Source organism: Acidovorax sp. FG48 (genome assembly GCF_057809085.1).
In genome coordinates this window covers 24,106-43,075 of the sequence record NZ_JBMDJH010000008.1, presented here as the reverse complement: position 1 = coordinate 43,075, position 18,970 = coordinate 24,106, and the positions used below count along the sequence as shown (strand labels likewise).

Below are 18,970 nucleotides of genomic sequence, written 5' to 3'. Positions count from 1 at the left end.
AAAAAGCGCCTGCACGACGGCATGGGCGGTGCTTTCCAATAACCCACCTATGCGGCCTTGTGCTCGCGCAGGTATCGCTCCAGCAAAGCACGCAGGCGCAGGGGCCGCACGGGTTTGCGCAACACGGGGAAGTCCGGTGGCGCCTCGGCCATGCGCTGCGTGTCCTCGCCCGTGATCATGGCGGCCAGCTTCAGGCCGGGCTGCAGTGCTCGCGCCTGGCGCAGCACGGCCAGCCCGTCGTCGGCGCCGGGCAGCCTCCAGTCACTCAGCACGGCGTCGAAGGTGGTGGTGCGCAGCGCCTGCAGGGCGCGGGGCGCATCGTGGACGGCGGTCACCTCCAGGCCCCAGCCGTCCAGCAGTGCCAGCAGCGCGTCGCGCACCAGGGAGTTGTCCTCCACCACCAGCACGCGGCCTTGCAGGCGCCCCGCGGCTGCCGGCTGCGTGCGGGGCGCGGGCGCGTCGTTGGGCCGGGCGGCGGGCAGGTCGAGCGTGAAGACGCTGCCCCGTCCCACGCTGGAGCGCAAGCCTACGGGATGGCCCAGCAGCGCGGCGATGCGCCGCACCGTGGGCAGGCCCAGGCCGTGGCCGCGTTCAGGGTTGCGCTCGGCGTTGTCCAACTGCACGAACTCCTCGAACACGGCTTCATGCGCCTCGGGCGGGATGCCGATGCCCGTGTCCACCACACACAGGCGCAGGCTCGCGCCCTGGTTGCGCACGCCCAGCAGCACGCCACCGCGTTCGGTGTATCGGATCGCGTTGGTCAGCAGGTTGGCCAGCACCCGCTCCAGCAGAACCGGGTCGCTGCGCGCCCAGGCAGTGGTGGGGTGCACGCGCAGCTGCAGGTCCTTTTTGCGCGCAGCAGCTTCGTAGGTATCGGCCAGCCGCTGGAGCAGCGGCTGCAGGGCCAGGGGTTCGGGGTGGGCGGTGGTCTGGCCGCTGTCCAGGCGCGACAAGTCCATCACCTGCGCCAGCAGGCGGTCGAGCGCGTCCATGCACTCACCCATGCGTGCCAGGGTGGGGCCATCGCCCTGCAGCACGCTCAGGTACAGGCTCATGGCCTGCAGCGGCTGGCGCAAGTCGTGGCTGGCGGCGGCAAAAAAGCGGGACTTGGCGGCGTTGGCCGCCTCAGCTTGCTGGCGCTTCACATCCAGCTCGTGCACCAGTTGCTCGTTGAGCAGGCGGGTGGACATGTCGTTGTGCAGCGTGCGCGCAAAACGCAGGCCAGCCATGCCCAATGTGATCCACAGCAGCACCGTGAAGGCCACGCCGAACGCGCCGTGGCTGCCGCCGAACACCAGCAGCTGCAAGCCCAGGCCCAGCAGGATCGGAGTGAATGATGCCCACATGGCGGGCGGCCAGCAGCAAAACTGCGCCATGGAGCTTGCCGACACGATGGTTGCCAGTGCCAGGATCATAAAGACCAGGGTGGTGTCGCCCGATGTGACCACCGGATAGCCCCACAGCGCCACCACCAGCGCCGACAGGCCCGTGCGCCAGGTGAACGCGTTCAGCCAAGGCCGCGCGCTGGCACCGCCCGGAGCAGCCAGGTAGCGCGCCACGCGGCGTGCGAACAGTACGCGGTCAATGGTGATGAGGTAGAGGAGCGCGGCCGGGCCGATGGCAGCGGCCAGGCCGATGGTGGGCGCGGTGAGCCAGGCGATGAGTGCCGGGCCGATCAGTGCCGTGATGAGCGCAGTGCGAATGCCTGCGGCCAGCAATGCCAGCGTACGCGCCTCCAGTTGCGCGCGCTGCGTTGCATCGCCAATGCGGGGGAACATGCTGTCGCCCGACAGCATGAAACGCTCGCGCCAGCGCTGCGCGGCTGGAGGCAGTGCGGGTTCAGCCTGCGGCATCTTGTTCGAGCGCGCTGCGCGCCATCATCACCGCCTGCGTGCGGTTGGCCGCGCCCATCTTGGTGAAGATGGCGTTCAGGTGGTTTTTCACCGTGCCGGGGGAGATGCCCATCTCGCGCGCAATTTCCTTGTTGCTGCCACCCGAGGCCAGCATAAGCAGCACATCTACCTGCCGAACCGTCAGGCCGTAGGGGCCGGTGGGTGCCTGGTCGGCATCGGGCGCCCGCGCGGCATCGGCAAAGGCGGGCTCGCCCTCGGCCAGCTGGCGCAGTTGGGCGAGCAGGGCAGGTACTTCGAGCGTCTTGGGCAGGTAGGCCACGAGCCCGGCGTCCTGCGCGCGGCGGCCCAGCGTGGGGTCGTCCGCGCCCGACATCAGCCCCACGCCCAGGCCGGGGTGGCGCTCCATCACCTGCGCAGCGCAGCGCAGGCCGTCGGTGCCGGGCAGGCGGTAGTCCAGCAGCACCAGGTCGAAGCCTTCGCCATCGCTCATGAGCAGTTCCAGCGCCTCGGCCGGTGAACCCACGGCCTGTACGCGCAGCCCCGGCGCCTGGTGGCGCAGCGCAGCCGCCAAGCCATCGCGGAACAGGGGGTGGTCATCCACCAGCAGCAGAGCGAAACCGTCGAGCGCGTCCAAGGCGGGGACTCCTTTGTTCGTGAAATTTTTCACGGTGCAGAGGATAGCGCGCAGCCCGGGTACCCAGCATGGGCCGAATGGCATATGGCGGTGCGTGGCGGCGGCGTGCACCATGCGACCCCATGCGTGAAAGGCACCGTACGAAACCCGTCTGCGCCGCCCTTCAAATCAATCCACCCGCCAGGAGAACAGCATGACCATCCACCACACCCTTGCCATCAGCGGCGCGGCCTGGGTTGCCGCGCTGGCCCTGGCTGGCTGCGGCGACAAGGCCCAGGAACCCGTCCACGCGGCGCAGCAGGCAGTCGAAGCTGTCACCGGCAAGAAAAAAATCAAGATGAAGGGCAACACACCGCTGGATGCCGCTGCCTATGCGGTCACGTCTGTGATGTCCGGCAAGTTCAAGGACTACCACATCAACGGCAACACCGTGCGGCTCATCGTGCAGGATGGCGCCACCCTGTCCGGCAGCGAATGCACCATCATCAATGCGGCCACCAAGGCAGATCATCCCAACGTAGCCTTCGTGATTGATGGCGGCGGCCAAACCATCACCTGCTGAGCAAGGCACCCCATGCGCGAAAGCAAAGCCACGCCATTGCACCGTACCCGCCTGCTGCTGATCGCCGCTGCCTTCCTGCCTCTGGCCGCGCTGGCCGAACACGGCCAATCCGCCGCCGAGCGGGCGCTCGAAACTCCTCCCGGCCCCTGGCAGGGCAATTGGCTGGTCACACGAGACGATCCGCGCATCCGTACTCGCGCCGGGGCCGAACTGGCGCGCCTGCACGTTGTTCAGGAGCAGGGCAGCCATGTACTGCAACTGCAATGGGTGGCAGGGCGCGCCATGTGCGAGGACCCGGGAGGCGAACCCTGCGAATGGGCGGGTGCGGCGGGCGAATCGGCCCGTGCCCGGCAGACGAAAGCGGGTGGCCTGACCGCGTCCCTGGCCGTGAGCGCAGATCAGGACGATCCCTTCACCCTGCATTTCGCGCGCCGTCCCAAGGCTGGCCAGGCGGTGCAGGGCACCCTCAGCAGCGCGCGCGGCGACATCCGCTGGCGCGTGCGTATCGAGCGCGATGCGCAATGAACACCATCACCGAAAGAGAGTCCAGCATGAAAAAACCCCTCGCCATTGCAGTTGCCTGCATCGGCTTCGCCGCTCAGGCCCAGACCATCCAGCCCGGCCTGTGGGAGTTCAAGCACGACATGCGCATGCCCGGCCGGCCCGACGTGGCCGCGCAGATGGCGCAGATGCGCGAGCAGATGAAAAGTCTGCCGCCCGAAGCTCGCAAGATGATGGAGCAGCAGCTGGCGGGCCACGGCATGGGCATGGGAGCCGACGGCGCGCTGCGCCTGTGCATCGGCCCCGAGGACGCGAAGCAAGACCCCATTCGCGAAGGCCACACCGAGGGCGACTGCACCTACACCCATGTCAAGCGCAGCGGCAACACCTGGACAGGCCGCCTGACCTGCAAGGAGCCGCCCAGCCAGGGCGACTTCACCACCACGCTGCACAGCGCCACGCACTTCACCACCCAGGCGGCGCTGACCAGCAAAGAGCATGGCCGTATCGACATGAACACCGAGGCCCGCCGCCTGTCCGCCGACTGCGGCACGCTCAAGCCCGTGGCAAAGCCCACCGCCAAGCGATGATGAAGGCAACCCGGTATCTGCTGGCGGGCGCGGCGGCATTGTGCGGCGCTGCCAGTGCCCAGCCGCTGGACCAGTTGGCCTGCGCGGCGGGCGTGCATTGCAGCGGCGCGCTGCCGCCCGATGAGGTGCGGGTGGTGCTTGGCTTTGACAGCCAGCACGAGGCCGAGCGCGCCTTCATCGACGCCAGCCGCGACTTCCCCGACGACCTGTGGCGCTGCGCCGCCACTGGCAGCGGCTGCACGAACATGACGCAGAACGAGGCGCGGGTGATGATTCCCCTGCCCGAAGAAGCATTCGCCCCCGCCGAGGTGGTGCGCGGCAGGCAGCCGCCCGCACCGCCCGCCATGGCGCAAGCGCCCGTTGCCAAACCTGCGGCCACGCCACCCGCCAAGCCGCGTGGCGGCATCGAGGTAGAGGTCAACAAGCCCGGCCCCACGGAACTCGACCTGCGCCCGCCCGCCCCCGCGCCCGGCGGCGAAATCCAGCCGCAGGATGGCCAATGGACGTTCACCCACGGCAGCCGCCCCCGCGCCAGCGGCCAGTGCCTGCCCGGAGTGGCCGAGGCTGTCAGCAAGCAGATGCCCGCGCCGCAGTCCGGCCCCGTCACCTTTGCGCGCCCGTTCAACGCCTCGCAAATCATCCGCAGCCCGCAGGTGGCGTGGAAGCGCATCGCGCCCAACCACTGGCGCGGCACGCTCACCAGCGCGGGCGGCAGCGCCATGCGCATGGAATGGGACGTGCGCGTGACCAGCCCTGCGCGCATGGAGGGCGACTCCATCGTGCGCGTCAGCGTCCCCTCGGCCTGCACCCTCAGCACTCCGTTCACCTTTGTGCGGCAGTAGCTGCGTTGCAACCTTGGGAGGAATTTCCATGAACCTCGTACAACGCACCGGCCTTCGGTTGGGTGTCCTCTTGGCTGCTGCGGCGCTGGGCGCAACCGGCCCGGCCAGTGCGCAGGAAAAGCTGGCCCCCGGCAGCACCCAGCGCGTGCAGGGCAGCATCCATGCCGACGCAGGGCGCGGCATGGTGGAACTGACCTCCCGCGCCACCACGCTGCCCTCCAACCTGGGCCAGCAAACCGCTGCGCGTTTGCAGACCGCAGAGGGCCAGTCCGCTGTGCGGCAGGGCGATGCACGTGCCAAGGCGGCCACGGGCCAAGGTGTGGGCGCAGCTGATGTTCAGGCCATTGCCGACCAGTACGCGGGCAAGACGGTCTATGACTCGACCATGCGCAGCGTGAAGGTGATAGCGCGCTACCTCTTGACGCTGGACGCCAAGGCCGCTGGCGGCCCGCGCGTGGCGCTGGCCCTGGAGCTGGACGAAAAGACCCTGGCACCGGTGAGTGCCAGCGTGAGCTACTACCCCGACAGCAAGGATCTGTTCAACAACTTCAAAACTGGCAAGAAGGCCCCCGCCACCGTGCGCATCGAAAAGATCGAGCGCGTGGGAGACAAGGTGTTCGCCGTCTCCGGCAGCTTCTCCGCGGCGGACCTGGAACCCGGTGTCATGTCCAAGAAGCTCCAGGGCCAGACGCTGCCCACCGTGAGCGGGCGCTTTGCGTTCACCGAAGTGCCTGTGCTGGACAAGTGATGCCATGACGAGTCAACCCCATTCCAGGAGTGTTTCCATGCCAAACATCGCATCCGCCCTCGCCGCCGCGCTGCTCGCCTGCGCCATCGGCGCGCACGCCCAGCCCGCCGCCCCGCAAGGCCCCGGCCAGTCCATGCTGGTGCTCGACGCCTCCGGCTCCATGTGGGGCCAGATCGGCGGCAAGCCCAAGATCGAAATCGCCCGCGAGGCCGTGGCGAGCATGCTGCAAAGCTGGCCCGCCAGCCAGCAGCTCGGCCTGATGGTCTATGGCCACCGCAGCAAGGGCAACTGCGCTGACATTGAAATGCTCAAGGCCCCCGGCAGCGTGGAGAAAGCGGGCTTTCAGCAGGCGGTGAACGCGCTCCAGCCCAAGGGCATGACGCCTATCTCGGCTTCGGTACGCATGGCGGCGGAACAGCTCAAGTTCAGCGAGCGCAAGGCCACCGTCATTCTGGTGAGCGATGGCGAGGAAACCTGCCACGCCGACCCATGTGCGCTGGGCAAAGAATTGGAAAAGCTCGGCGTGGACTTCACCGCCCACGTGGTCGGCTTCGACATTGACAAGAATCCCAAGGCCAGGGCGCAGTTGCAGTGCCTTGCCAGCAGCACCGGCGGGCGGTATCTGGACGCCAAGGACGCTGGCGAATTAAATCGTGCGCTCCAGTCCGTCGCATCAAGCCCCCGGAGCGAGCGCCAAGACAAGCCGCCTGAAACCGCCGGGCAAATCTATGACACCACTTTTGGCCGCATGAAGATTGAACGGTGGGATCAGGGCCGCATGGCTGGGCGGTATGCAGGCACCGCGAGCGATGGGGCGGATGCTGGCCGCATCGAAGGCACGGTGACGCAGGATCCCAGCGACGGCAGCGCCAGCTTCAAGGGGATCTGGTCGGCCAAGACCGCAGAACAACGGTGCGACATCCAGAAGGATGGCACGCACTACTGGGGCGCAGCGACGCTCCTCTTCGACCGTGAGCGCACTCAATTCCAGGGGTACTGGGATTACTGCGACAGAGGTGGCGCCGCGGAAGGCGCGTGGCACGGGCAATTGATCGGGCGGGAGCCAGCCAGCGCCGCCAAATGACCTGATGACCGAATGATGAGCAAACCCTGTTCAAGGAGTGTTTCCATGGTAAGAATGACATCCGCACTCGCCGCCGCCTTGCTGACTTGCGCCATCGGCGCGTACGCTCAACCCGCCGCCCCGCAAGGCCCCGGCCAGTCCATGCTGGTGCTCGACGCTTCCGGCTCCATGTGGGGCCAGATCGGCGGCAAGCCCAAGATCGAAATCGCCCGCGAGGCCGTGGCGAGCATGCTGCAAAGCTGGCCCGCCAGCCAGCAGCTCGGCCTGATGGCCTACGGCCACCGCAGCAAGGGCAACTGCGCTGACATTGAAATGCTCAAGGCCCCCGGCAGCGTGGAGAAAGCGGGCTTTCAGCAGGCGGTGAACGCGCTCCAGCCCAAGGGCATGACGCCTATCTCGGCTTCGGTACGCATGGCGGCGGAACAGCTCAAGTTCAGCGAACGCAAGGCCACCGTCATCCTGGTGAGCGATGGCGAGGAAACCTGCCACGCCGACCCATGTGCGCTGGGCAAAGAATTGGAGAAGCTCGGCGTGGACTTCACCGCCCATGTGGTTGGCTTTGACATTGACAAGAACCCGAAAGCCAAAGCACAGCTGCAGTGCCTGGCCAGCAGCACGGGCGGGCGCTACCTGGACGCCAAGGACGCGGGCGAGTTGAACAACGCGCTCCGGCAAGTGGCCCAGGCACCGGCGCCCGCTCCTGCGCCACCTGCAGCCCCGCCCGTTTGCGGCAAGTTTGTGGAAGGCCCCGAGTTTGCTGTGAACCGTAGCACCTGGCCTACCGGCGAACATGCGAGTTCGACTGCGACGCAAAAGAACTTCGATGCCGTTGAGATGGGCAAGGATGCCGACCCCCGCGCATGCCAGAAGCTCTGCAACGACGACAAAGTCTGCACCGCCTGGTATTTCGAAGCGATCGGCAGCAACTTCCGTACGACACCCCTCTGCCACCGTTGGGATGCCGTCGCGGCGCTCTCGCCTCCTGAAGAAGCACATCCTGGGAATACCGTGGGTGTGAAGAAAGGGGTGAAGCAGATCGTGCGAGAGGCGGGCGCCGCATGCCAGTGATCCGTACGGAGACCTTCGCGCCAGCTTCTCTGTGGCCGCGGTCCCGGCTTTTTGCACTGTTGGTGGTATCGAGCTTGGCGCTGCTCGGCGCCTGCTCGCCGGATGCAGTACCGACGGCGACCACTGTGACACCAGCTTCCGGCTCCGCGGCTGCGGCTGAGCCAGGCGCTGCGGTACCTGGCTCGCCTGCGTCTCTGTCTGTTCAGGCGGCCGCCCCAGCGAGCGATGCGCCTGTCCTGCTTTTGGTCCGGGGAGCGACTGGCACGTTCATGGGGGCGACGTCATGCATGGTCAACTTTCAGACGACCAATCGCGGTGCTCTGCCTCTGGTGGTGTTCTCGGGCTCGGTCGTGCCGGTAATGTCAGGCAGCGGCCAGAAGCTGCAGGCCGTGGGCATGGCTTCGGTGGGAGTCGCAGGCCTGTCCCCTGAAGAGCCATTGGTACCGCAGGAGCAGGGAAAGCCTTGGCCCGTGCATGTCAAAGGTGCGTCGTGTGACCAAGTGCGCATCCGGTTTGATCGCTTTCTGTGCTCGTTCGCAGGACAGCCTTGCGGTGCCGTGGCCGTTGAGCAGCAGGGGCTGGCAGGCATTGAGCCTCCGGTGCTCGCCCGGAAATAGCAGTCAGTTGTGCAGGACCCGGTCAGCGCGGTCGCCTTGGCCGTGGCTGACCCTTTCATCGAGGAGTATGTGATGACAACACCCGAAGACATGGTGGCCACCCCCGGCGTCCAGAACTCTGCCACTTCCCGGCGACCGCTGGTGGCAGACCTGCTTGAGCGCGTGCAGGCCATCCTGCTGCGCCCAGGCTCAGCCTGGACAGATATTGCAGCTGAGAACCACAGCATCGCCCACATCTACAAAAGCTACCTGATTTTCCTGGCGGCCATTCCCGCCATCGCGGGCTTCATTGGCTTCAGCCTGGTGGGCGTGGGTGCCTTTGGCATATCGGTGCGAGTACCGCTGGTGCAGGGGCTGGTGAGCGCGGTGGTGAGCTATGTGCTCTCGCTGGTGATGGCCATGGTCGTGGCCTGGGTTGCCAGCTGGCTGGCGCCGCGCTTTGGAGGGCAGGCACAGTTGCCGCGCGCCTTTCAGCTCATCGCTTATGGCGCCACGGCTGGCTGGCTTGGGGGCATATTCAGCGCAATCCCTTCACTGGCTATGCTGGGGGCGCTGGCAGGTCTGTACTCGATCTATCTCATCTACCGGGGCGTCCCTGTGCTCATGCAGGTGCCCCAGGCAAAGTCCGTGGGCTACACCGCGGCGCTCATCGTCTGTGCGGCGGCGGCGGCTTTGGTGGTTGGCATGGTGAGTTCCCTGGTTGTACCGCGGCCAGGCGGTTTGGGCGGACTGGGTGGCTCTGGGCTGGGCGGGCTGGGCGGGCTGGGGGGGGCTTCCGTTCAAAGCTCAGGTGCCAGGATCACGGTGCCTGGCACGGATATTCGCATTGATACCGCCAAGGTCGAGGCGGCCAGCCGCCGCATGGAAGAGGCGAATGCCCGGGGCGACACGCAGGAAGCAGGCAAAGCAATGGGCGACATGATGAGTGCGGCGCTTGGAGGCAAAGGCGCCGCGCCGGTGCCGCCTGAGACCTTGCGTGCATTGCTGCCCGAAACGCTGGGCAGTATGCCCCGCACAGCGGTAGAGGCCCGTGCAGACGGAGCGTTGGGAATGCAGTTCACCAACGTGAGCGCCCAGTACACCGAGGGGGACCAGCTGATTGAAATCCGGGTGCAGGACGTTGGCGCCGTGCCCGCGCTGGCTCTTGGCATGACGTCATGGTCACGCAACACGTTGGACCGTGAAACCGCCGACGAGGTGGCGCGCGTGTACCGGCGCGACGGTGTGGCCTACAAGGAGAGCTATCGCAAGGATGGAACCGGCGCTACGCTGGTCATGCTGCTGCCCAACAGCGTGTTGCTGGAGGGCAATGGCAATGTGCCCATGGATGTGCTGCGCTCAGCCTTTCAGTCCATCCCTGTTGCGAAGATTGGCGCTTTGCAGCGATAGACCCAAGGCATCAGACCCAGCCCAGCGCGCCCAGCGCCGCTCCTGCACCCAGCATCCACAGCAGGTGCAGCTTGGTGCGCCACACCAGCAACGTGGCCGTGGCGGTCAGCAGCCACAGGGGCCAGTCGGTGGTCCATTCGCCATGGGCGCGGGCAAGCACCCAGGACGTGGCGACCAGCAGGCCGATCACGACCGGGGCCATGCCCTGCTTGAAGGCGCGCACGCCGCGTCGCTCGCGGTTGCGGTGGCCCCAGCGTGTGGCCGTCCAGGTCAGCAGACTGCTGGGCAGCATCACGCCCAGCATGCACACCGCCATGCCCAGGGCGCCCAGTAGCCAGCCGGCCACGCCAGGGCCGCCGGCGTTGATGCCCACGTTCCAGCCCAGCAGGGCAATGAACAACACGTTAGGGCCCGGGGCCGCCTGGGCGATGGCGATGGAGGCGTTGAACTGCGGGTCGGTCAGCCACGCCTGGCGTTCGACCAGGAACCGGTGCATGTCGGGCGCGGTGGCAATGGCGCCGCCCACGGCCAGCAGCGACAGCGACAGGTAGTACAGGAACAGGTTGAACCAGTCGCCGATGCTCAGGGCCATCAGCGGTGCGGTGAGGGGGGCGGCGGTGCTCATGGCGCGAGCTTTCTCCAGGTCAGCAGGCAGGCGGCCCCGCCGATCACCGGCAGCATCCAGAACAGCGGCCAGCGCAGCCAAGCCATGGCGATGATGGTCAGCGCCGTGATTGCCAGGCACAGGGGGCGACCCAGTGGGTGGTTGCGGATGGAGACAAACAGCTTGATGCCCACCCCGGCAATCAGGCCCGCCGCCACAGCTCCCATGCCACGCAACGCGCCGGCCACGGCTGGTTGGGCCGAGAACTGCGCGTACACCACCGCCAGTGCCAGCACCAGCATGAGCGGAAAGGTCAGCATGCCCGCCAGCGCCGCAAAAGCGCCCCGCAGGCCAAAGTAGCGGTCACCGATCATGATGCTGAGGTTGACCACATTGGGCCCCGGCATGATCTGCGCCACGGCCCAGTCTTCGACGAACTCCTCGTTCGTCATCCAGCGCTTTTTCTCCACCAACTCGCGCTGCACCACCGCCAGCACCCCCCCAAAGCCCTGCAGGGCCAGCCAGGTGAAGGACCAGAACAGGTCGGTCGGGTTGCGGGGCTGCGGGCGCGCGGGCGTTTCGGTGGGGGGGGGTGAGGCGGTGGCGGGTGCCATGGGTGCAAGATTCAGTGAAAAGTGGCTGATGCGCCAGTAATTCATGCCTTGGTAGCTATCATTGTGATAGCTGTTCGGTGATGCGGCGGCCCCCGTGATGTTACGCGCGCATGAGGCGGTGCGCTGGCGTCGGGGCGTCGTCATCGGGCAAGCCCGGGGCGGCCATTGGTGCACGCGCGCAAGGCGGTGTGCCGCTATGCTGCCGGGTGGTACGCTCCCCGGGCCCTGGATTCATCCATAGAGACAAGGACACCCCATGAAACTCATTCGATACGGCCAGCCTGGTGCAGAACGCCCCGGTCTGGTGGACGCCCAAGGCACGCTGCGCGACCTGTCCATGCTGTTGCCTGATATCGGCCCCGCGCAGCTCAGCCCGCGCGCCCTGTCGGCGCTGGCCGCCATTGACGCGCGCCGCCTGCCTGCCGTCTATGGCTCGCCCCGCCTGGGCAGTCCGGTGGGCGGTGTGGGCAAGATCGTGTGCGTGGGCCTCAACTATGCCGACCACGCCAAGGAGGCGGGCATGCAGCCACCCGCCGAGCCAGTGCTGTTCATGAAGGCCGTGACCGCGCTGAGCGGCCCCAACGATGATGTGCGGATACCGCCCGGCGCCACCAAGACCGACTGGGAGGTGGAGCTGGGCATCGTCATCGGCACCCGCGCCCGCCATGTGTCCGAGGCCGATGCCTTGAGCCACGTCGCCGGTTATGTGTTGGCCAACGATGTGTCGGAGCGTGCCTGGCAGATGGAGCGCGGCGGCCAGTGGGACAAGGGCAAGAGCTATGACACCTTTGCGCCCATCGGCCCCTGGCTGGTCACGGCCGACGAGGTGGGCGACCCCCACGCCATCGACCTGTGGCTGGAGGTGAACGGCCAGCGCGTGCAAAACGGCAGCACACGCAATTTCATTTTTGGTGTGCCCACCGTGGTGTCGTACATCAGCCAGTTCCTGACCCTGGAGCCGGGCGACCTTATCCTTACCGGCACCCCTGCGGGTGTGGGCCTGGGGCAAAAGCCCACGCCGTGGTTCCTCAAGCCTGGCGATGTGGTGCGCCTGGGCGCCACGGGGCTGGGCGAGCAACTGCAAAAGTACGTCGGTGGTTGAGGTCGCCTACAGCGGCTCCTGACTTGGCGGGGGAGGTTGGCGGGGGGGCTGTGCACTCTTCCAACCTGCATCCGCATGGCCGGAGGGCTTGGTGGGCGCTTTAGGCGTGTTCGGCTTTGTCAGGCCAGCTTGCCCTTGAGCGCATGCCCCAGGGTGCGCCAGCCGGCTTGCTCTGCATGCGCCACCTTGAAGATCCTGAGATCCGCCTGGCTCTCGCGTTTGACCTTGAAAATCTTGAAGCTGGCCTGGTTCTCGTAGTTCACAAAGAACCACAGCGCATCGCCCGTGGCCTGCGTGGCGTAGCCCACCTCGTGCCAGCACAGGTCGGCCTGGCTCTCATAGGCCACTTCGCACACGCGTGCATCGGCCTGGTTCTCGTACTTCACTTCCAGAATCTTGGCCATGGGCGTCCTTTTCGGGGTGTGGGCGGATGATCTTGAAACTGACGGTGTCTCAACACGGAGCTTTCAACGCCAGGAACCTGCGTGGCGCTGCCTTGCGAGGTTATCCAAAACTGTGGATATCGGACAGCGTGCGGTGCAAGAGGATGTAAACAAACTTCAACCCGCAGTGGCGCGCCGGGTGGCTTGGCGTGCCGGGCAGCGGTAAGGTAGGGGCCTGTACACCTCCACCGCGAAAGCCGCTATGCCCCACACCCCGCGCCGTGCCCACACCGAAGGCCATCGTTCTGACCGCATTGGCTGGCTCCGCGCGGCCGTGCTGGGGGCCAACGACGGCATCGTCTCCACCGCCAGCCTAGTGGTAGGTGTGGCGGCCGCGCAGTCCAGCCAGTCCACCATCGTGATGACGGCGGTGGCCGGGCTGGTGGCGGGCGCCATGTCGATGGCGGCGGGCGAGTATGTGTCGGTGCATTCGCAGGCCGATACCGAAAAGGCGGACCTTGACCGAGAGCGGGCCGAGCTGGCCGCTGACCCGGCGGCCGAGGCGCGCGAACTGACCGCCATCTACGTCGCCCGAGGCCTGACGCCTGAACTGGCTCAGCAGGTGTCGGCGCAACTCATGGCACACGATGCGCTGGGCGCCCATGCGCGGGATGAGCTGCAGGTGTCCACGGCACTCGCTGCCCGTCCGGTGCAGGCGGCCCTGACTTCGGCGGCCAGCTTTGCGGTGGGGGGCGCACTGCCGCTGGCTGTTGCCGTGGTGTCGCCTGACAGCAGCCTGCTGTATGCGGTGGCAGGTTCTGCGCTGGTGTTTTTGGCATTGCTCGGGGCCTTGGCTGCACACACAGGCGGCGCGGGGATGGCTGTGGGTGCCTGGCGTGTGACCTTTTGGGGGGCACTGGCCATGGCGATCACGGCGGGGGTGGGCGCGTGGTTTGGGGCGCCGGTGTAAGGGCGCCGGAAGAGGCCACCAATGATCCAAAGCCTCAGCGCAAGCACCTTCCGCACTGGGCACGAGTATTTGAATCAAATATTTGAGCCAAATCGGTCTGTAGCGCTAGTGAAATATGCGCTGAAAGCTATTAAATCGTGAGCAGTCAGCCTCCGCCTGCCGCGCCCGTACGGGTACCCTGGCTGATGCGGACGGCACCGGCCAGCCGCTGTTGCACAGTGGTGCGTACTGCGGGCGGCGCATCGTGCAGCAGCACGGGCCAGTCGGCCTGGGCCTGTTTGACCACATCGCGCAGCAGCGCCAGGTGCCGGGGCACCCGCAGCAGCCCGGCGGATTTCATCAGGCCTTCCATGTCGTCCCACGTCAGTGCCCGCAGGGTTTTGTCGATGGCGCGGTTCACCGCGTATTGCTGGTCGGGCACGCCTTCAAAAAACGCTGCCACGCACACCGGGTCGTACACCGGGGCCAGTTGGGGCACGCGGCCGTCGGGGTAGACCAGGGCCCAGTTTTTCAGGTGCGCGTCGGTGTTGCCCATCAGGATGAAGGCCACCATGCGCGCCAGAAACTCGCGCGTGTCCTGCACGGGTTGGCGGCTCAGGCGGTTGAGCACGCGCAGCATGGTGGCCCAGTCCTGCAGCACGCCTTTGCCGTGCGACTTGCCGTATTTCTGGCGCGGCGTGTAGCCCAGCACCTGGTTGAACTCCTCCATGTGCACGCGGGCGCCTCCGGGCAGGTGGTCAAAACGCTGCACGGCCAGAATTTCGTTGAAGGGCACGGCGTCGGGCAGGTCGGCCTCGGCGCGGGTGATGACGCGCGCATCGGCGCAATGCAGACCCAGCGCCTTGCACAGCTGGTAGCCGGTGTACTCGTTGGCCACCAGATCGGGGTGGGCGGTGGTAGGCAGCTTCAGTATGACGCTGCCCGCCGCGCCCCGGCGGTGCACGGTGTAGCGTCGGCCGTCCTGCACCGCGCTGAACTTGGTCACCACGCCGGGCAGCGAGGCCGCGTCTTCCACCGGGAACTCTACAAACCCCGGCTCCAGCACATCCAGCCCCTGGGTGGTGTGCCAGTAGCGCACCACGTCCGGGATGCCGTCTTGCGCGGGCACGGGCTCCACCTCCAGCGCGCCCATCAGGTCGTGGCCTGCTGCAGCCAGCAGCTCGAACTCGTCGTCGGGGCTGCAGCCCCGCTCGCGCGCCAGCCGCTCGCGGTTGTGGCCCTCGGGCAGCAGGTTCTGAAAGTACACCGGCCAGCGCCCATCGGTACGCACCAGCCGCGCATCGCGCGCCGATGCCAGGATCTGCTGCGTGGCCGCCTCGTCCGCGCCCTGGTAGTTGAGAGACAGGGTGGGGCGCTGCGGGTTGCGGATGTAGCTCTCGTCGAAGGACACACGCAGGATGTCGCCGTACTGCGAGAGGTAGCCAATCGCTTCACGACGGCTTGCTGTCGTACCCGACTCGCTCGCGCTGCCGCCCGCCTGCGGGGGGCGGTGCAGGTACAGGCGCAGGTAGCGGATGGAAGTGCTCATGGGGCTTGGGCCAGGCAGTGCGGTGTGGTGTCGCCAGGGTCAGCGGCGCAGGCTGTCTACGACCGAGGGGGGCGCATCCACCCCTTCGGGCTGGCCCAGAAACTTGCCGCCGGACTGAATGAACGCCTCCAGGCTGGGACGCAGGCTGCTGGGCACGGCAATGATGTCCATACCCAGCACCCGCGCCATTTCGGCCAGGGTGGAATAGCGGGGGTCCAGGTCGCCGCCTTCGGTGCGCTGCACTGTCATGCGGGAGAGGCCTGCACTTTCGGCGAGCTGGGCCTGGGTCATCTGGTGGGCTTTGCGGGCGGCGGCGAGGGTGGGGATGAGATCGGTTGACATGATGCTATTTATACTCTTTTTATAATCAAAGAGTAGAAAAATATATAAATTATTTGCGCCATGCTAGGTTTAGGGCAAAGCCAATGGAGGCAATACCTCGCTGCGCTCTGCGCAAACCCGCTGCGCTTCCTGCACCAGCCACTCCCTCACCAGCTCCATCGCCGGGCTCGGGTGGGTGGTGGTCACAAACGAATAGGCCGCGCGCGATGGCACGCTGCGCCCCAGCAGCGGCACCAGTCGCCCGGCTTTCACGTCCTGCAGCACCAGCGCGGCGCGGCCCATGGCAATGCCCTGGCCGGCCAATGCGGCGCCCAGGGCCAGTTGCGACAGGTTGAACTGCTGGCCGCCCGCCCAGGGCGGGGGCGGGGCGCCCCTTTGCGCAAACCAGTGCTGCCACTCCTCATAGGTGTCTGCGCCGTCCCAGGCGCTGCCGTCGTGCAGCAGCCAGTCGCCGTGCAGATCCTCGGGCGTGGTGATGGGTGGGTGCCGGGCCAGGAATTCGGGGCTGGCCACGGGGATGAGCCATTCGTCCAGGAACACGGTGGCGTTCAGGTCGCGGTAGCCGCCCAGGTCAAAGCGCACGGCGGCCTCCACGCCGTCGCGCACCATGCGGGTGCGGTCCAGGGTGTGGAACTCGCCAAACACGCGCAGCCCGGTGTGCGGGTGCTGGCGAAAGAAGTCGCCCAGTCGGGGGGTGAGCCAGCTCATGGCGAAGGAGGGCGAGCAGCTCAGCGTGGCGGTGGCCGCCTCGGCCGGTTGGCGCATCTGGGCCAGGGTGCTTTCGATGGCATCAAAGCTCTCGCGCAGCACCACGGCCAGCCATTTGCCCTCGGGCGTGGGCACCAGCGCGCGCGGGGTGCGCAAGAAGAGGGGGCGGCGCAGCCAGTCTTCGAGCTGCTTGACCTGCTGGCTCACCGCCCCCTGGGTGATACACAGCTCGGCCGCCGCCTTGGTAAAGCTGCCGTGGCGGGCCGCTGCATCAAAACTGCGCAGCCAGGCGAGCAGGGAGGGGGAGAGGCGAATATCCATTATTAATACTAATGTTTCGCTCAATATAAATGGTTTGTGATGGTGGCGTGACAGGCGAAGAATGGGGGCAACACTCTTCGAGACATAGCTGCCATGACGACTGCCCAGACCCAACCTGCCGTGGATGCCTTGCTGGCTGCCCGCTTGCGCAATGCCCAGCCTGCTTTGTGGACCAACGCAGCCCGGGAGGCGCAGCCTGCCGCCGAGATTTCGGCATTGGGCAGGACTATTAGTCTGGATGATACGAAGGCAGCGGCGGCGCGTTTGGCGCGTTTTGCCGGGCTGCTGGCTCAGGTGTTCCCCGAGCTGGCCGCAACAGGGGGTGTGGTGGAGTCGCCCCTGCTGCCCGCTACGGCGCTGCAGCCCGCGCTGGGCATGGCCGAGGGGCAAGGCCGCCTGTTCATCAAGGCCGACCACAGCCTGCCCGTCGCAGGCTCCATCAAGGCGCGCGGCGGCATGCATGAGGTACTGGAGTTTGCGGAGAAACTGGCGCTGCAGCATGGGCTGGTAGAGCCGGGTGGTGACTACCGCGCGTTGGCGACGCCGCAGGCGCGCGAGGTGCTGGGCCGCTACCAGGTGGCGGTGGGCTCCACGGGCAACCTGGGCATGAGCATCGGTGTGGTGGCGTCGGCTTTGGGCTTCCAGGCCACGGTACACATGTCGGCCGACGCGAAAGAATGGAAAAAGGATCGACTGCGTCAGCGCGGTGTGCAGGTGGTGGAGCACGCGGGCGACTACGAGCGTGCCGTGGCCGCTGGCCGCGCCGAGGCGGCCAGCAACCCGCTGTGCCACTTTGTGGACGACGAGCAATCGTTCTCGCTACTGCTGGGCTACAGCGCGGCGGCGCTGCACCTACAAAAGCAACTGGCCGAGCAAGGCGTGGTGGTGGATGCCGAGCACCCGCTCATCGTCTACCTGCCGTGTGGTGTGGGCGGCGCGCCCGCAGGCATCACCTTTGGCCTGCGGCAGGTGCTGGGGCCGCATGTGTACTGCTTCTTTGCGGAGCCGGTGCAGTCGCCGTGCTTCATGGTGCAAATGATGGCCGATGCAACGCAAGGTGTGGGGCAGCACCCCTCGGTCTACGACTGGGGTCTGACCAACCGCACCGAGGCCGACGGCCTGGCCGTGCCGCGTGCATCGCTGCTGGCGGCCGAGCTGGTGCGGCCGCTGCTGTCGGGCGTGTACACCGTGGCTGACGACACCTTGTTTGCGCTCCTGGTGCGGGTGCTGGACGCCTTGGGCGAGCGCATTGAGCCCTCGGCCGCCGCAGGCTTCAGCGGCCCGGCCATGTTGACGGGTACCACGGCCGGGCAGGCCTGGCTGCGCAGCACGGGCATTGAGGCCGTGCTGCACCAGGCCACCCACCTGGTATGGACCACGGGCGGCCTGCTGGTGCCCGATGCGCAGTACCAGGGCTTTGTGCAGCGCGGGCGGGCTGTGCTGGCTGCGCAGGCCTGATGGCCCACCACCTTCTTTCCTCTTTTTTCTTTTCACTTTTTTATCTGGAGCCACGCCATGAACCGCAAGCAACTGCTTTTGTCGGCCGTCCTCTGTGCCGCCCTGGGGGCCACTGCGTGGACTCCGGCCATGGCGCAGGAGGCTGCGTTCCCCACCAAGCCGATCACGCTGGTGATTCCGTTCCCGCCCGGTGGCGCCACCGATGTGCTGGGGCGGCTGATTGGCAAAAAGCTGGGCGACAAGCTGGGCCAGAGCGTGGTGATCGACAACCGCGCGGGGGCGGGCACGGTGATCGGTGCGACGTCGGTGGCGCGGGCGGCGCCGGATGGCTACACGCTGCTCATGAGTTCGGGCACCACCTTCACCGTCAACCCCGCCGTGCGCGCCAAGCTTCCGTACGACCCGGTCAAGAGCTTTGAGCCCATTGGCATCACGGGCCGCACGGGGTTGATTCTGCTGGCCAACAAGGATGTGCCGGCCAGCGACCTGAAGCAGTTCGTGGCACTGGTGAAAGCGGCGCCCGACAAGTATTCGTATGGCTCGTTCGGCACGGGCACCACCTCGCAGTTTGCGGGCGAGATGTTCTTCCACGCGGCGGGTCTCAAGATCCAGCATGTGCCCTACAAGGGCAGTGCACCTGCAATGACCGACCTGCTCGGCGGGCAGATCCCGTTCACTGTCGATACCGTGTCGGCGGCGCTGCCGCAGCTCAAGGACGGCAAGATCAAGGCCATTGCGGTGACCTCCGGCAAACGCTCGGCTCTGCTGCCCAAGGTGCCCACGCTGGCCGAGAGCGGTTACCCCGGCCTGGAGATGGACACCTGGCTCGCCATGGTGGCGCCGCGTGGGCTCCCGCCAGCCGTGAAGGCGCGGCTGGAACTGGCGCTGGCCCAGGTGGTGTCAGACCCCGAGACGCGTGACAAGATGATCGCGGTCGGGTTCGAGCCGTCCTATGCTTCGTCCAAGGTGTTGGCCGAGCTGATCGATAAGGAGTTGCCGCTGATGCGCGCCATTGCACAGCGTGCCGCTATCACCGCAGACTGAACCCGTGG

General features: G+C 66.8%; 20 protein-coding genes. 12 read left to right on the top strand and 8 right to left on the bottom strand.

The features are described 5' to 3' along the window. Window positions 1–47 precede the first annotated feature (47 nt). Window positions 48–1,853 carry an ATP-binding response regulator gene (locus tag ACODSU_RS13180; RefSeq protein WP_488842640.1) on the bottom strand — a complete coding sequence of 602 codons (1,806 nt, stop codon included), beginning with the start codon at window positions 1,851–1,853 and terminating at the stop codon, window positions 48–50. Beyond that, complete coding sequence (locus tag ACODSU_RS13175) at window positions 1,840–2,487, bottom strand: response regulator transcription factor (RefSeq protein ID WP_488842639.1); 648 nt, start codon at window positions 2,485–2,487, stop codon at window positions 1,840–1,842. Before ACODSU_RS13175 ends, ACODSU_RS13180 begins: the two co-directional genes overlap by 14 nt. Window positions 2,488–2,680: 193 nt before the next feature. Between ACODSU_RS13175 and ACODSU_RS13170 the strand changes: the two genes are divergently transcribed. From ACODSU_RS13170 to ACODSU_RS13135, 8 genes are all read left to right on the top strand, one after another. After that, window positions 2,681–3,049, top strand: coding sequence for a hypothetical protein (locus ACODSU_RS13170; protein ID WP_488842638.1), 369 nt, complete (start codon window positions 2,681–2,683; stop codon window positions 3,047–3,049). 12 nt (window positions 3,050–3,061) lie between these two features. Further along, window positions 3,062–3,574 (top strand): hypothetical protein, encoded by a 513-nt coding sequence (locus ACODSU_RS13165; protein ID WP_488842637.1) that lies wholly within the window; start codon window positions 3,062–3,064, stop codon window positions 3,572–3,574. 26 nt (window positions 3,575–3,600) lie between these two features. Then, window positions 3,601–4,140 (top strand): DUF3617 domain-containing protein, encoded by a 540-nt coding sequence (locus ACODSU_RS13160; protein ID WP_488842636.1) that lies wholly within the window; start codon window positions 3,601–3,603, stop codon window positions 4,138–4,140. Continuing rightward, window positions 4,137–4,982: a hypothetical protein gene (locus ACODSU_RS13155; RefSeq protein WP_488842635.1), complete on the top strand. Its 846-nt coding sequence runs from the start codon at window positions 4,137–4,139 to the stop codon at window positions 4,980–4,982. Before ACODSU_RS13160 ends, ACODSU_RS13155 begins: the two co-directional genes overlap by 4 nt. A gap of 28 nt (window positions 4,983–5,010) precedes the next feature. Beyond that, window positions 5,011–5,730 carry a hypothetical protein gene (locus ACODSU_RS13150; protein ID WP_488842634.1) on the top strand — a complete coding sequence of 240 codons (720 nt, stop codon included), beginning with the start codon at window positions 5,011–5,013 and terminating at the stop codon, window positions 5,728–5,730. Window positions 5,731–5,767: 37 nt separating this feature from the next. After that, window positions 5,768–6,814 carry a vWA domain-containing protein gene (locus ACODSU_RS13145; protein ID WP_488842633.1) on the top strand — a complete coding sequence of 349 codons (1,047 nt, stop codon included), beginning with the start codon at window positions 5,768–5,770 and terminating at the stop codon, window positions 6,812–6,814. Window positions 6,815–6,859: 45 nt separating this feature from the next. Then, window positions 6,860–7,882, top strand: a complete 1,023-nt coding sequence (locus tag ACODSU_RS13140) for a vWA domain-containing protein (RefSeq protein ID WP_488842632.1) — start codon at window positions 6,860–6,862, stop codon at window positions 7,880–7,882. Between the two features lie 689 nt (window positions 7,883–8,571). Further along, window positions 8,572–9,888 carry a Yip1 family protein gene (locus ACODSU_RS13135; protein WP_488842631.1) on the top strand — a complete coding sequence of 439 codons (1,317 nt, stop codon included), beginning with the start codon at window positions 8,572–8,574 and terminating at the stop codon, window positions 9,886–9,888. 10 nt (window positions 9,889–9,898) lie between these two features. Here ACODSU_RS13135 and ACODSU_RS13130 read toward each other — a convergent pair whose 3' ends face one another. Both ACODSU_RS13130 and ACODSU_RS13125 read right to left on the bottom strand, forming a co-directional pair. Then, complete coding sequence (locus tag ACODSU_RS13130) at window positions 9,899–10,513, bottom strand: chromate transporter (protein ID WP_488842630.1); 615 nt, start codon at window positions 10,511–10,513, stop codon at window positions 9,899–9,901. Continuing rightward, a complete protein-coding gene (locus ACODSU_RS13125; RefSeq protein ID WP_488842629.1) occupies window positions 10,510–11,106 on the bottom strand; it encodes a chromate transporter in 597 nt (198 codons plus the stop codon). Before ACODSU_RS13125 ends, ACODSU_RS13130 begins: the two co-directional genes overlap by 4 nt. A gap of 256 nt (window positions 11,107–11,362) precedes the next feature. Between ACODSU_RS13125 and ACODSU_RS13120 the strand changes: the two genes are divergently transcribed. Then, a complete protein-coding gene (locus ACODSU_RS13120) occupies window positions 11,363–12,208 on the top strand; it encodes a fumarylacetoacetate hydrolase family protein (RefSeq protein ID WP_488842628.1) in 846 nt (281 codons plus the stop codon). A 119-nt stretch (window positions 12,209–12,327) separates the two neighbouring features. Here ACODSU_RS13120 and ACODSU_RS13115 read toward each other — a convergent pair whose 3' ends face one another. Continuing rightward, window positions 12,328–12,612, bottom strand: a complete 285-nt coding sequence (locus ACODSU_RS13115; protein ID WP_060987522.1) for a 7(1) septoil knot domain-containing protein — start codon at window positions 12,610–12,612, stop codon at window positions 12,328–12,330. A 241-nt stretch (window positions 12,613–12,853) separates the two neighbouring features. Between ACODSU_RS13115 and ACODSU_RS13110 the strand changes: the two genes are divergently transcribed. Further along, window positions 12,854–13,561 (top strand): VIT1/CCC1 transporter family protein, encoded by a 708-nt coding sequence (locus ACODSU_RS13110; RefSeq protein ID WP_488842627.1) that lies wholly within the window; start codon window positions 12,854–12,856, stop codon window positions 13,559–13,561. 145 nt (window positions 13,562–13,706) lie between these two features. Here the strand turns inward: ACODSU_RS13110 and ACODSU_RS13105 are convergent, their stop codons facing one another. The 3 genes from ACODSU_RS13105 to ACODSU_RS13095 form a co-directional block, all read right to left on the bottom strand. Then, entirely contained in the window at window positions 13,707–15,089 is a 1,383-nt protein-coding gene (locus ACODSU_RS13105; protein ID WP_488842626.1) for a type II toxin-antitoxin system HipA family toxin, read from the bottom strand. 39 nt (window positions 15,090–15,128) lie between these two features. Continuing rightward, window positions 15,129–15,431, bottom strand: coding sequence for a helix-turn-helix transcriptional regulator (locus tag ACODSU_RS13100; protein ID WP_015013960.1), 303 nt, complete (start codon window positions 15,429–15,431; stop codon window positions 15,129–15,131). A 69-nt stretch (window positions 15,432–15,500) separates the two neighbouring features. After that, window positions 15,501–16,460, bottom strand: a complete 960-nt coding sequence (locus ACODSU_RS13095) for a LysR substrate-binding domain-containing protein (protein WP_488842625.1) — start codon at window positions 16,458–16,460, stop codon at window positions 15,501–15,503. A gap of 93 nt (window positions 16,461–16,553) precedes the next feature. Between ACODSU_RS13095 and dsdA the strand changes: the two genes are divergently transcribed. Together dsdA and ACODSU_RS13085 are read left to right on the top strand one after the other, a co-directional pair. After that, window positions 16,554–17,918, top strand: coding sequence for a D-serine ammonia-lyase (gene dsdA, locus ACODSU_RS13090; protein WP_488842624.1), 1,365 nt, complete (start codon window positions 16,554–16,556; stop codon window positions 17,916–17,918). A 57-nt stretch (window positions 17,919–17,975) separates the two neighbouring features. After that, the gene (locus tag ACODSU_RS13085) at window positions 17,976–18,962 is read left to right on the top strand and encodes a Bug family tripartite tricarboxylate transporter substrate binding protein (RefSeq protein WP_488842623.1); all 987 of its coding nucleotides are present in this window, start codon (window positions 17,976–17,978) and stop codon (window positions 18,960–18,962) included. The last annotated feature ends 8 nt before the right edge of the window (window positions 18,963–18,970 follow it).